General features: G+C 65.6%; 11 protein-coding genes. 6 read left to right on the top strand and 5 right to left on the bottom strand.

Annotated elements, in window-relative coordinates; translation table 11 throughout:
* The first annotated feature begins 56 nt into the window (after positions 1-56).
* Complete coding sequence (locus AC1DE1_RS08455) at positions 57-1,331, top strand: ATP-binding protein (RefSeq protein WP_477175364.1); 1,275 nt, start codon at positions 57-59, stop codon at positions 1,329-1,331.
* Between the two features lie 99 nt (positions 1,332-1,430).
* Entirely contained in the window at positions 1,431-1,994 is a 564-nt protein-coding gene (locus AC1DE1_RS08450) for a response regulator transcription factor (protein WP_046970362.1), read from the top strand.
* Positions 1,995-2,050: 56 nt separating this feature from the next.
* On the opposite strand, the gene AC1DE1_RS08445 is transcribed toward AC1DE1_RS08450, so the two are convergent.
* The gene (locus tag AC1DE1_RS08445) at positions 2,051-3,097 is read right to left on the bottom strand and encodes an isoaspartyl peptidase/L-asparaginase family protein (RefSeq protein ID WP_441602535.1); all 1,047 of its coding nucleotides are present in this window, start codon (positions 3,095-3,097) and stop codon (positions 2,051-2,053) included.
* 233 nt (positions 3,098-3,330) lie between these two features.
* On the opposite strand from AC1DE1_RS08445, the gene AC1DE1_RS08440 reads away from it, so the two are divergent.
* Positions 3,331-4,689: a 3-oxoacid CoA-transferase gene (locus AC1DE1_RS08440; RefSeq protein ID WP_441602534.1), complete on the top strand. Its 1,359-nt coding sequence runs from the start codon at positions 3,331-3,333 to the stop codon at positions 4,687-4,689.
* A 56-nt stretch (positions 4,690-4,745) separates the two neighbouring features.
* On the opposite strand, the gene AC1DE1_RS08435 is transcribed toward AC1DE1_RS08440, so the two are convergent.
* From AC1DE1_RS08435 to AC1DE1_RS08425, 3 genes are all read right to left on the bottom strand, one after another.
* Positions 4,746-5,666 (bottom strand): sensor histidine kinase, encoded by a 921-nt coding sequence (locus AC1DE1_RS08435; RefSeq protein ID WP_477175363.1) that lies wholly within the window; start codon positions 5,664-5,666, stop codon positions 4,746-4,748.
* A gap of 84 nt (positions 5,667-5,750) precedes the next feature.
* A complete protein-coding gene (locus AC1DE1_RS08430) occupies positions 5,751-6,482 on the bottom strand; it encodes a response regulator transcription factor (protein ID WP_046970365.1) in 732 nt (243 codons plus the stop codon).
* A 111-nt stretch (positions 6,483-6,593) separates the two neighbouring features.
* Positions 6,594-7,211: an arylesterase gene (locus tag AC1DE1_RS08425; RefSeq protein ID WP_477175362.1), complete on the bottom strand. Its 618-nt coding sequence runs from the start codon at positions 7,209-7,211 to the stop codon at positions 6,594-6,596.
* On the opposite strand from AC1DE1_RS08425, the gene AC1DE1_RS08420 reads away from it, so the two are divergent.
* From AC1DE1_RS08420 to AC1DE1_RS08410, 3 genes are read left to right on the top strand one after another with little or no spacing between them, the layout of a single operon-like run.
* Complete coding sequence (locus tag AC1DE1_RS08420; RefSeq protein ID WP_477175361.1) at positions 7,210-7,956, top strand: ABC transporter ATP-binding protein; 747 nt, start codon at positions 7,210-7,212, stop codon at positions 7,954-7,956. The two genes, AC1DE1_RS08425 and AC1DE1_RS08420, sit on opposite strands and share 2 nt — an antisense overlap.
* Positions 7,957-7,969: 13 nt before the next feature.
* Entirely contained in the window at positions 7,970-10,453 is a 2,484-nt protein-coding gene (locus AC1DE1_RS08415) for an ABC transporter permease (RefSeq protein ID WP_477175360.1), read from the top strand.
* Positions 10,454-11,566 (top strand): SLC13 family permease, encoded by a 1,113-nt coding sequence (locus tag AC1DE1_RS08410; protein WP_441602529.1) that lies wholly within the window; start codon positions 10,454-10,456, stop codon positions 11,564-11,566. It abuts the gene before it with no gap.
* Positions 11,567-11,602: 36 nt separating this feature from the next.
* On the opposite strand, the gene AC1DE1_RS08405 is transcribed toward AC1DE1_RS08410, so the two are convergent.
* On the bottom strand, positions 11,603-12,373 hold the full coding sequence (locus AC1DE1_RS08405; protein WP_477175359.1) for a DUF4097 family beta strand repeat-containing protein: 771 nt from the start codon (positions 12,371-12,373) through the stop codon (positions 11,603-11,605).
* Positions 12,374-12,464: the final 91 nt, after the last annotated feature.

Here is a 12,464-nt window from a genome sequence, read left to right as displayed (position 1 = left end):
CGCAGCGTCCAGCCCTAGCGCCGGGCAGGTGGCCCAAACCGGCTAACATCGCCGGCATGAAACGCGCCTCCACCCAGCAACGCATCGGCCCCCGCACCCTGTTCCGCAGCCTCGCCTGGCTGCGCATCTGCGCCATCGCCGGCCAGAGCACCGCCGTGCTGGTGTGTGCACTGTGGATGCACATGGATATCCCGCTGCTGCCGCTGATGGTGGGCATCGGGCTGCTGGCCGTGTTCGCCATGTTCGCCGCCTGGCGCCTCACCCAGCCCTGGCCCATCCGGCAGTGGGAAACCATCGTGCACGTGGGCGTGGATACCCTGGTGCTCGGTTATCTGCTGCATTTCACCGGCGGTGCAAGCAATCCGTTCATCACCTTGCTGCTGATCCCGATCGCGCTGAGCGCGGCGGCGCTGACCGTCAACGCGGTGCTGGTGGTGGCGGCGCTGGTAGGCGCGGCTTATGCGGTGCTGCTGTCCTGGTATGTGCCGTTGCAGGTACCCATGCACTCCACCAGCGGGTTCTCGCTGCACGTGCTCGGCATGGGCGTGAACTTCGTGATCATGGCCGTGCTGCTGGGCTTCTTCATCAACCGGCTGGCCCGCGCCGCCCGCCTGCAGCAGATGGAAATGCAGAAGGTCCGCGAACGCGCGCTGCGCGATGAAGGCATCCTCGCCATCGCCACCCAGGCAGCCGGCGCCGCGCACGAACTCAACACACCGCTGTCGACCATGCGCACCCTGCTGCCCGAACTTCGACGCGAGCATGCCGGCGACACAGCACTCGCCGAGGATCTCGAACTGCTGGAAGGCCAGGTGGATCGCTGCCGCACCATCCTTCGCGAGATGGTGGCCTTCGGCAAGGCGCAGCTGTCGCAGGAGCCCGAGCAACTCACCGTCGACAAGTTCATCCATGGCTGCCTGGAACGCTTCCAGCTGCTGCGTCCGGAAGCCGACCTGGCCCTGGCCCTGGATCAGGAGGCCGCGCGCACCGTGCTGCGTACGCCGCCTGGCCTGCGCCACGCCCTGCTCAACCTGCTGAACAACGCAGCGGACGCATCAGCGATCAACCAATCCCAGGCCGTCGCCCTCACCGTGCGCCGCGATGACGGCTGGCTGGAGCTGATCGTGGCCGATCATGGCCCGGGCTTTGCCGATCCCACCGGCGAATTGTCCGAACTGGGCCGCTCGCACAAACAGAGCGGACTGGGCATCGGCCTCGCCTTGGCCGAAGCCACTGCCGAACGCCTGGCCGGCGAGCTGATCGCGCTCAATACCGGGCACGGCGCCCAGATGCGCCTGCGCCTGCCGCTGGCGGTGATTGCCGCGCCATAATCGGCTGCGGCGGATAGCCACAGTGGCAGATGGCCACATGTGAATGCCTTGTCGCAGCGGCGAAAATGCACGCATCGGCACTGCGCCGAGGAGAGCAAGATGAGTGACCAGCAACTACTGATTGTCGATGACGACGCCACATTTGCCCGCGTCCTGGCGCGCGCGCTCAGTTCACGCGGCTTCGAAGTGATCACCGCCAGCAACGCCGACGAAGCCCGCGCGCTCACCCGCCGCCACCAGCCCCGCTACTGCGTGCTCGACCTGAAACTGGGTGAAGAAAACGGCCTGCGCCTGATTCCCGAACTGCAGGCCCTGGTGCCGGAAATCCGCGTACTGCTGTTGACCGGCTACGCGTCCATAGCCACCGCCGTGGAAGCGATCAAGCGCGGCGCACACGACTACCTGGCCAAGCCGGTCGACGCCGACGCCGTGGTGCGCGCCCTGCTCGACGGTGACACCACCGCCAGCGAAGACGACGTGATCGACGCACCGGAAGCGCCACTGGCCCTGCGTCGCCTGGAGTGGGAACACATCCAGCGCGTGCTCACCGAGTGCGACGGCAATATCTCCGAAACGGCTCGCCGCCTGGGCATGCATCGCCGCACGCTGCAGCGCAAGCTGAGCAAGCATCCGGTGCGCGAGCGGCCTGACAACGAAGAGTAAGTACGTGAGAGATGCAGGCGGCGACGTCATGCCGCCTGTATTGCAAAAGACGAACGTTACGGCTGCGACGATGAACCGACAGGCGCAGGCAACGGATCGGCCGCACCATCATCCTCATCGCCATAGATCGCCACGTGCGGCACGCCGTCGGCGCCAATCCAGCCGCGGTACATGCCGTCGGTATTGAACGGCATGGTGACCGTGCCTTTCGCATCCAGCGCAATGGCGCCGCCATTGCCGCCCATCGACGGAATTTCCTGATTGATCACCTCGGCCGCCGCGCGACGCAGCGGCACGCGCATCTGCGTCACCCGCATGCAGATCTCGTGTGCGGCCACGGTGCGGATGTAGTACTCGCCCCAGCCGGTGCCGGACACTGCGCAGCCGGAGTTGGCATAGGTGCCGGCGCCGATGATCGGCGAGTCGCCGACGCGGCCCCAGCGCTTGTCCGTCATACCGCCCGTGGAGGTACCGGCGGCCAGATGGCCTTGCGCATCCAGTGCCACCGCACCGACCGTGCCGAAGTGTTTGGCCGTCTCCACGTCCGAATGCTTCTCGTCGTTGGCGTCTTCCTTGAGCGCCTTCTGCAGCTGCTGCCAGCGTTCTTCCGTGCGGAAGTAGGCCGGATCAACCAAGGTGATGCCGACCTGCTTGGCGAATTCCTCGGCACCATCGCCCACCATCATCACGTGCTGGGATTTTTCCATCACCGCGCGTGCCAATAAGATGGGGTTCTTCACCCGATGCACGCCTGCGACGGAGCCGGCCTCAAGCGTGAAGCCGTTCATGATGGCGGCGTCCATCTCATTCTTGCCGTCGTGGGTGAAGACCGAACCCTTGCCTGCGTTGAAATTGGGGTCGTCTTCCAGCACGGTGATGGCCGCCGATACGGCATCGACCGCCGTCTTGCCCGCTTTCAGTTGGGTGTAACCGCTTTGCAGCGCCTGTGTCAGCGCCGCGCGTATGGCCTTTTCCCTGGCCGGGCTCATCTCGCGTTTGATGACGCCGGCGCCGCCATGGATCACCAACACCGGCGAGGCCGCCTGGCTCGTGGACACGATGCCCAGCGCCGCGACGGCGACGATAAGTCGGCTGAACTTCACGGACGACACTCCCCACCTCGTTGGCATGGAGTATAGCCAGCTACCTCACCATGCTCATCCGGATGGTTGCGGCTTTGACAACGGGGGAACGCGAATGTCGCCGGCGCCGAAGAAAGCACCGTCGATGGCGCCGTTGAGCCATTCGTGGCGACCAGCGACCTTCGTCCGGCATGGTCGGTCACCAATCCGTCGTATCCTTGGCAACTGGCTCTCCCCTGCAAGAAGGCATCGCAATGGACAAGGTTTATGCAAGCGCAGCGCAAGCCCTCGACGGCCTGCTGTTCGACGACATGACGATCGCCGCCGGCGGCTTCGGCTTGTGCGGCATTCCCGAGAACCTGATCGGCGCACTGCTGGCCGCCGGCACCAAGGGACTCACCATCGTCGGCAACAATGCCGGCGTGGATGATTTCGGCATGGGTCCGCTGCTCAAGACCCGCCAGGTCAAGCGCGTGTATGCCTCTTACGTAGGCGAGAACAAGGAATTCGAGCGCCAGGTGCTGGCTGGCGAACTGGAATTGCACCTGGTGCCGCAAGGCACCCTGGCCGAGAAGCTGCGCGCAGGCGGCGCGGGCATCCCGGGCTTCTACACGCGCACCGCGTTCGGCACCAAGCTGGCCGAAGGCAAAGAGACCAAGGTGTTCGACGGCAAGGAATACGTGCTGGAGGAAGCCATCCACGCCGACGTGTCGATCGTCAAAGCGTGGAAGGGCGATCGCCTGGGCAACCTGGTGTTCCGCGAGACCGCGCGCAACTTCAATCCGATGATCGCCACCTGCGGCAAGGTCTGCGTGGCCGAGGTCGAAGAACTGGTCGAAGTGGGCACGCTCGATCCGAACAACGTGCACGTGCCGGGCATCTACGTCGACCGCGTCATCCAGGGTCCGTCGTACGAGAAGCGCATCGAGTTCCGCACCATCGCCGGCGCCAACACCGGCAAGGAAAGCCCGATCCGCACCGCGATGGCGCAGCGCGCCGCGAAGGAATTGCAGGACGGCTTCTACGTGAACCTGGGCATCGGCATCCCGACCCTGGTGGCCAATTACATTCCGCCGGGCATGGACGTCACGTTGCAGTCGGAAAACGGCCTGCTCGGCATCGGCCCGTTCCCGGACGATGCCCATGTCGATCCCGATCTGATCAACGCCGGCAAGCAGACCATCACCGCCCTGCCCGGCTCGAGCTTCTTCTCCAGCGCCGAGTCGTTCGCGATGATCCGCGGCGGCCATGTGGATCTGTCCATCCTCGGCGGCCTGGAGGTGTCGTGCACCGGCGATATCGCCAACTGGATGGTGCCGGGCAAGATGGTGAAGGGACCGGGCGGCGCGATGGATCTCGTCAGCGGTGTGAAGCGCGTGGTGGTGCTGATGGAACACACCGCCAAAGACGGCACGCCCAAGATCAAGAACCAGTGCGACCTGCCCATCACCGGCAAGGAATGCGTGGACCTGATCATCACCGACTTGTGCGTGTTCTCGGTGGAAAAGGGCAAGGGCATCACGCTGATCGAGCTGCATGATGGCGTCACGCTGGAAGACGTGAAGGCGAAGACGGGTTGCGACTTCACGGTGAGCGCGTCGCTGAAGCAGTAAGCGCCATCCAAGCGGCCTGCCGGCAAGCCCCGGCGGGCCGCGATACCTCGCGTGGGTTACGCCGTCACCGGCGTCGATTCCGGAAAACGGATGCGCGCGATGTGACGACGCCCTTCGCGGGTCTGCAATTCCAGCGGCCAATGGAAGCGCTCGCTGATGCGCTGCGCGATGGCCAGTTCGAAACCATGCCGGTTCGCGCCCTGCGAGGGCAAGGGCTCGCCGCGATGCGACACCGTCACTACACCCGGCAACACGGCAATCACGACCGTGCCGCCTTCTGCCTGCTGGCAGGCATTGCGGATGAGCTGCCAGCACAACACCGCAAACACACGCGGCGAACCGTGCAACACGAAACGCGCCGGCTCCTCGAGTTCGATGCTGATGGGACGCCCCTCCAGCATCTCCATCACGTCGGGCAGCTCGTGGCGGATCACGTCGTTGACGACGAAATCTTCCTCGGTCAATCCGTTGTCCGACTCGCGGGCAAGAATCAGCAGCGCCTCCACCAGGGCTTCCATTTCGCGCGTGGAGCGCTTGATGCGCTGTACCGAGCGCTGGCCGAATTCGCCCAGCGACGCATCGTCGGCGAGCATGTCGGCGGACATCTTGATCACCGTGAGAGGGCTGCGCAGTTCGTGGCTCGCATCGCGCGTGAAATTTCGCTCGCGCTGGTTGTAGCCGGCAATGCGATTGGCAAATCCATAGAGGCTGCTGGCCAGCGTGGCCACGTCGGCGTCGGTGCGTCGTGGCAATTGGTCCGGACGCCAGCCATCGAGGCCGGTGGATTGTTCGTCCCAGTCACTGACGGCCTGGGCAAGTCGACTCACCGGCGCCCACTGGCGTCGTGCCGCAAACCAGGAGAGCGCACTGATGATCACGATGAGCACCAGCACCGCGCTCACCGGAGCGACGTTGTAGAAGCCCATCAGGCAAACGATCACGATGGCCAGCAGTTGCAAGCCAAATATGATCGCCATGCGTCGATGATACAGCCCGCGGCGGAACGCCCGCGCGGGCTGTGCACTACCCCTGCTGGCCATAATCAACTCATGCTTGCGCGATCATGCCGGCTGCGAGGCAGATGCCACCTCCGACTCGAGATCGGCAAGGCGATATCCAGCGGAGTGGATGGTGTGCAGCAGGGGGCGGTCAAAGGGTTTGTCGATGACGCGGCGCAGGTTGTAGAGATGGGAACGCAGGGTGTCCGAATCGGGCAGCGTATCGCCCCAGATCTCGCGCTCGATGTCGCGCCGGCTGACCACGCGCGGCGATTCGCGCATCAGGATGGCCAATAGCTTCAGGCCAATCGGCGACACGGTGAGCTCCTGCCCGCCGCGCACGAGTCGCAACGTGGCGGTATCGAGCGTCATGTCGCCCACGGTGAGGATTTCGGTGGAGACCTGGCGACGGTCACGTCGAATGAGTGCACGCAGGCGTGCTTCCAGTTCGCGTACCTCGAAGGGCTTCACCAGGTAATCATCGGCGCCGGCCTCAAGACCGACGAGCTTGTCTTCCAGCGTGTCGCGCGCGGTCAGCATCAGCACCGGCGTGGACTTCTTGGCATCGCGGCGCAGCTTGCGGCATACGTCCAGGCCGTCCATGCCCGGCAACATCAGGTCGAGGACGACCACGTCATAGCTGTTGGAGACGGCCAGATGAAGACCGCTGACGCCATCGGCGGCATAGTCCACCGAATAGCCGCGCCGCTCGAGAAATTCGCCGACCATTTCAGCGATCTGGCGGTTGTCTTCGACCAGAAGGATTAGTCCTGCTTGTTCGTCGCGCGAGCTCATCCGTACCTCCTGAAGCTGATTTCACAAAGGTGAACAGCTAACGACCGGCGTCGTGAGGGTCACGTGAAAGAACAGGGCCCCGGTTCACACGCGGTTGTGATTATCCTCACGCTAACGCAACAGTGGCGCCAGTCCCTTCCACACGTTGTCGAGCACCATCGGCTCGCCGGCCGCCACCGGATGCAGGCCGTCGTCTTGCATCAACTCGGGCTTGAGCGCCACGCCATCGAGCAGGAACGGCACCAGGGCGGTGTTTTTGGTCTTGGCCAGGTCCGCGTAGATGGCACGCAGGCCGTCGCGGTATTGCGGGCCGTAGTTCACCGGCAGCTCGATGCCCAGCAGGAGCACGCGCGCATGCGCCTGCTGGCCGGCCTCGATCATGGCGGCGAGATTGTCCTTGAGCTGGGCGAGCGGCAGGCCGCGCAGGCCGTCATTGGCGCCCAGTTCGAGCACCAGCACCGCGGGCTTGGTCTTCTCCAGCAAAGCGGCAAGACGATTTCGACCACTCAATGACGTTTCGCCACTGATGCTGGCATTGACCACGGTCCAACCCGGCTCCATCTTGGTGAGACGGTCGCCGAGCAAATGGACCCAGCCGGCCTCGACCGGAATGTTGTGTGCAGCGGACAGCGAGTCGCCCAGCACGAGTACGGTTTTCGGCGGGGCCGCCTGGGCGGTGCCGACGACGGCACCCCACAGCACGACCAGGCAACATAGGAAACGACGCATGAGTGGTAATGCCTCCGCTTTATCCAAGAGTCCATCAACGGACTCCAAGGGTGTCCTGCTGGACGCGATCGATGTTAGCAAGTCGGTGCAAGGCCCTGAGGGCCGCCTCGATATCCTCACCGGTGTGTCGCTGCAGGTACGCGAAGGCGAGAGCTTTGCCATCGTCGGCGCCTCGGGCTCGGGCAAGACCACCCTGCTCGGCCTGTTGGCCGGCCTGGATACGGCATCGAGCGGCCAGATCGCGCTCGACGGTCATGCGCTCGAGCGCATGGATGAAGAAGCCCGCGCGGATATCCGCCGCCGGCTGGTCGGCTTCGTGTTCCAGTCGTTCCACCTGTTGCCCGCGCTGACCGCCGAAGAAAACGTGATGCTGCCGCTGGAGCTGGAAGGACGCGACGACGCCCGAGCCCGCGCCCGCGAAGCGCTGGAGGCCGTCGAGTTGAGCGCCCGCCGCCGTCACTATCCGGCCCAGCTCTCGGGCGGCGAACAGCAACGCGTGGCGATCGCACGCGCCTTCGTGAACAGCCCGCGCCTGTTGTTTGCCGATGAACCCACTGGCAATCTCGATCAACGCACCGGGCAACACGTCTGCGATCTGTTGTTCTCGCTCAACCACGATCACCAGACCACCCTGGTGCTGGTCACGCACGATCCCAAACTCGCCGCCCGTTGCTCACGCCAGGTCACCCTGGACAGTGGCCGCGTGCTGGTAGCGCCGCGCACGCCAGCGGCGGTGGCGCCATGACGGGTCAGTACGCATGAGGCTGCTCACGCTCTCCCTGCGCAGCCTGCGGCGCGAATGGCATTTGCCCGAGCTGCGCACGCTGGGCGCATCGCTGGTGCTGGCCGTGGTTGCGTTGGGCGTGGTCGCCACGCTGGCCGCGCGCATGGAACGTGGTGTACTGGCCAGCGCAGCGGAACTGATCGGCGGTGACGTCGGCATCAGCGCGCCGCAGGCGCTTCCGGCCAACTATGCGGAGCAGGCGCGCGAGCGCGGCCTGCAGGCCACCCGTGGCGCCAGCTTCCCCAGCGTCGCCTTCGCGCATGAGCAAAGCCAGCTGCTCGACGTACTCGCCACCGACAGCGCTTATCCGCTGCGCGGCACGATGGAACTGTCGCAAGGGTCCGGCGGCACCGTGGTCGGTCACGGGCCGGCGGCGGGCACGGTTTATCTCGATCATCGCGCCCTGGTCGCGCTCGGCCTGAAGGTGGGCGACAGCGTGCAGCTGGGCGGGCGCGACCTGCGCATTGCCGCGGAATTAGTGCGCCTGCCAGATGGCGGCGAACTGGTCGCCATGGCGCCGCGCGCCCTGATGAACATCGGTGATGCGGAACAAGCCGGCCTGCTCGCCGTGGGCAGCCGCGCGCGTCACCGCCTGCTGGTTGCCGGGCAGCCCTCGCCGGTGCAGGACTGGCGCTCGTGGGTGCAGGCACAATCCCTGCCGCAGGGCGCGGAGCTGATCACACCGGAGCAGACGCAGGAGCGCATGCGCAGCGCGTTCGACCGCGCCAGCGCCTTCCTGCGCCTCACGGCATTGCTGTCCGCATTGCTGGCCGGTGTGGCGATCGCCCTCGCCGCACAGCGCTATGCGCGCCGCAAGACCAACGAAGTGGCCTTGCTGCGCGCACTCGGCACGCCGCGGCGGCAAGTGCTCGGCCTGCTGGTCGGAACGCTGGGCCTGCTCGCCGTGCCCTCGGTGATCGTGGGCGGCCTGCTCGCGCTCGGCCTGGCGCAGATCACCTGGAGTTTTGCCAGCCAGCTGTTTTCCGCCATTCCGACCACGCTGCCCCTGGGACCTGCGGTGGCCGCGGCGGTGATGGGCCTGGCCGTACTCGCCGGATTTGCCTTGCCCCCGCTGGCACGACTCGCCGAGGTACCGCCGGTCGCCGTGTTCCGCGAAAGCGCGGCGCGCCGCGTGCGGCGTTTCGATGCGCTGTATCTGGTGCCGGCCTTGGTGGCATTGCTGCTGATCTGGAGCCAGAGCGGCTCGGCCAAGCTCGCGGGCATTCTTGCGGTCAGCCTGCTGGGCGTGGCCGTGGTTGCTGCCCTGCTTTCGGCCTTGCTGCTGTGGGTTGCCCGTCGCGTGGCGCCCGGTGCGCATCCTGCCTTGCGGCTGGGCCTGGCCGCACTGGCCCGACGTCGCGGCATGAGCCTGTTGCAGGCGACGGCGCTGAGCCTGGGTCTCGTCGCGCTATTGTTGCTGGCCATCGTGGCGCCGGCACTGCTCGAAGGCTGGCGTCGCGAATTGCCGGCTGACACACCCAACTGGTTCGTGCTCAATCTCCAGGACGATCAGCGCGAGGGCTTCCAACAGGCGCTGGCGCGCATCGGCGGCGAGCGGCTCAACATGTTGCCGCTCGCGGTGGGCAAGCTCACCGCGGTCAATGGCCAGCCGATCGACCAGTTGCACTTCAAGGACGAGCGCGCCAAGGACTGGTCCGACCGCCAGCTTCGCCTGTCATGGGCCGCCGACCTGCCGCCAAGCAATGAAGTGATTGCCGGCCAGTGGCATGGCGATCATCCCGCCCAGGCCGAGGTGTCCATCGACACCATGTGGCGCGACATGTATGGCCTGAAGGTCGGCGACATGATGCGTTTCAACGTGGGCGAAGGCAGCATCGACGCACGCGTGGGCAGCATTCGCAAGGTGGACTGGACATCGTTCCGGGTGAACTTCTTCCTGGTGTTCGATCCCGCGCATGCAGCTTCATTGCCGCATACCTGGATCGCCAGCTTCTACCTGCCGCGTGGCCATGCGGAATCGCTGGCACAGCTGTCGCGCGATTACAGCAACCTCAGCCTGATCGACGTGGATGCGATGCTCGATCGCGTGCGAGAGATAGTGAATCAGGTGAGCGGCGCAGTCCGCTGGGTGCTGGGCTTCAGCCTGCTCGCCGGTGCGCTGGTGCTCGCTGCCGCGCTTGCGTCCAGCGCGCAGGAGCGCCGCCATGAAGCGGCCTTGCTGCGCACCCTGGGCGCGCGCCGCACGCAGCTGCGCATGGCGGCCGCGTGCGAGTTTGCCCTGCTCGGCCTGGTGGCCGGACTCACCGCGGCATTCGGCGCCGCGGGCACGGGGCTGTGGCTTGGCCATGCGATCTTCCACATCGAGCACTTCGTGCCACCGCTGGGCTCGCTGCTGCTGGCCGCCCTGGTGGCGGCCGTCGTGGTGATGCTGCTGGGACTGGCCGGTACGGCGCGCGTCAGCCGCACCTCGCCGATGCGTTTGCTAAGGGAAAGCTGAGTGCCAGGCTGGATCAAACGTCTCGGGCACGAACGCCTGCTGATCGCCTTTGCGCTGCTGGCGATCGTGCTTGCCATCATCGATCCACGTCCCTTGGCCAACTATCAGCGCTGGCTGCAACTGCCCACGCTGGCCGGCCTGCTGGGCCTGATGATCTGCATCCAGGGCATCCGCGACAGCGGGCTGGTGCAGCACGCGGCGGCGGCTCTGATCGAGCGGGTGCACTCGCTGCGCGGCCTGGGGGTGTTGCTGGTGAGCACCACGGCCTTGCTGTCGATGGTGCTTACCAACGACGTGAGCCTGTTTTTGCTGGTGCCGCTGACTCTGGCGATCGGCAGCATCTCGAACCTGCCGGTGATGCGCACGGTGGTGCTCGAAGCGCTCGCCGTGAATGCAGGCTCCACGCTCAGCCCCATCGGCAATCCGCAGAACCTCTTGCTTTGGCAGTACACCCACCTGCCCTTGCTTGAGTTCATGCGCGCGATGCTGCCGGCGTTCGGCGTGATGTTTGTACTCGTGCTGTTGTTGACGCTGGTGTGGATGCCGCGCGGCCGCGTGATTCTGCACGCAGAGGATATCGACGGCCATCCGGTGTCGAGCTCCCAGGCCATCCTGTCGGTGCTCGCCTTGGTCAGCATGGTCGCGATGATGGAACACAACCATGCCGTGCTCGGCGCACTGCTGCTCATTGTGCCTTTTGCCTTGCTGGAGTTCGGCACGCTGCGCCGCATCGATTGGCTGCTGCTGGTGACCTTCGCTGCGATCTTCCTGGGCCTGGGCCATTTCGCCGAACTGGCGTCGGTGCAGCGCGCGCTGGCGAGCATCAATCTGGAAAATCCACTCACGCTCTATGCAAGCGGCATTCTTGCATCGCAGGTCATCAGCAATGTGCCGGCCACCGTGCTGCTGTTGCGCCACGCACCCGATCCCATGGCGCTGGCCGTGGCGGTCAACGTCGGCGGCTTCGGCGTGGCCATCGGGTCGCTGGCCAATCTGATTGCCTTGCGCCTGGCGAAGCAGCCGCACGGTATGCGGCGGCTGCACATGGTGTCGATACCGTTCCTGCTGGTATGCGCACCGCTCGTCTATCTGGTGATGCGCTGGCTGGGTTGACCCGGCCAGCGCCTGAGTCGTTCGAGATCTGACGAATCAGTCGTCGCGGTCGCGCGGCACGCTCACCTTGCCCTTGATGCCGGAGTGGCTCACGTCGCCGCTACCCTTGGCGCCGAGCGTGAAGTCGCCCTGCACGTCGTGCACCACCAGGTCGCCGGAGCCGAGCGTATCGACGCGCACGCTGCCGCCCACGCTGCGAATGCCGATGTCGCCCGAGCCGATGCTGCCCACGCGGGCATCGCCGCGCACGCCGCTGATCTTCAGATCGCCGGAGCCGACCGAACCGACATCAAGACTGCCCACATCGTTCACATCGATGTCGCCCGAGCCGACGCTCAAGGCAAACGGACCGGAAATCTTGCTGACGTGTACATCACCGGAACCGACCTGGGTGCTCAGGCGCTGCAGTCCGCTGACCCATGCATCGCCCGAACCCACGTTGAGCACCACCGGGATCTGCGACGGCACCTGCATATCCAGTTTCAGGTCGGTGTATGTGTAGCCGAAGGAGATGTGGCTGTGCTCATGGCCGCCCACTTCCACGATCAGGCGATCGCCCTCGCGATGCTGCGTCACGGTGAGATCGTCCAGCAGCTTCGGATCGGAGGCGCAGGCGCGGCCGGTGACCGTGCCGCCCTTGGCGCCATCGCTGCCGCTCAGGTGCAGGTCGTGACTGCGCAGTTCCACCTGAACTTCGCGCACGCCGGCAAGGTCGAGCGTGAGATTTCGCGGGGCCGAGTACTGGCACTGGTCGGCATAGGAAGCCAGCGGTGCCAGCAGCAGGACGGCGAGGATGAGACGGCGCATGAGGTGCTCCTTGTTGACGGGACAAGGCTTGGATGGCGCCCCGCGGGAAAAGGTTTATAGCCCTGGCCGTCAACGCGTGCCGGCGATCAGC

It is taken from the genome of Dyella sp. 05T440 (assembly GCF_056395965.1).
This window is presented reverse-complemented; position numbering and strand designations above follow the sequence as displayed.

Coding starts and splice junctions, on each gene's coding strand:
- AC1DE1_RS08420 (WP_477175361.1), top strand. CDS start 7,210: ATGAGTGGTAATGCCTCCGCTTTATCCAAGAGTCCATCAACGGACTCC.
- AC1DE1_RS08415 (WP_477175360.1), top strand. CDS start 7,970: ATGAGGCTGCTCACGCTCTCCCTGCGCAGCCTGCGGCGCGAATGGCAT.
- AC1DE1_RS08435 (WP_477175363.1), bottom strand. CDS start 5,666: ATGGCGATCATATTTGGCTTGCAACTGCTGGCCATCGTGATCGTTTGC.
- AC1DE1_RS08430 (WP_046970365.1), bottom strand. CDS start 6,482: ATGAGCTCGCGCGACGAACAAGCAGGACTAATCCTTCTGGTCGAAGAC.
- AC1DE1_RS08405 (WP_477175359.1), bottom strand. CDS start 12,373: ATGCGCCGTCTCATCCTCGCCGTCCTGCTGCTGGCACCGCTGGCTTCC.
- AC1DE1_RS08440 (WP_441602534.1), top strand. CDS start 3,331: ATGGACAAGGTTTATGCAAGCGCAGCGCAAGCCCTCGACGGCCTGCTG.
- AC1DE1_RS08455 (WP_477175364.1), top strand. CDS start 57: ATGAAACGCGCCTCCACCCAGCAACGCATCGGCCCCCGCACCCTGTTC.
- AC1DE1_RS08425 (WP_477175362.1), bottom strand. CDS start 7,211: ATGCGTCGTTTCCTATGTTGCCTGGTCGTGCTGTGGGGTGCCGTCGTC.
- AC1DE1_RS08450 (WP_046970362.1), top strand. CDS start 1,431: ATGAGTGACCAGCAACTACTGATTGTCGATGACGACGCCACATTTGCC.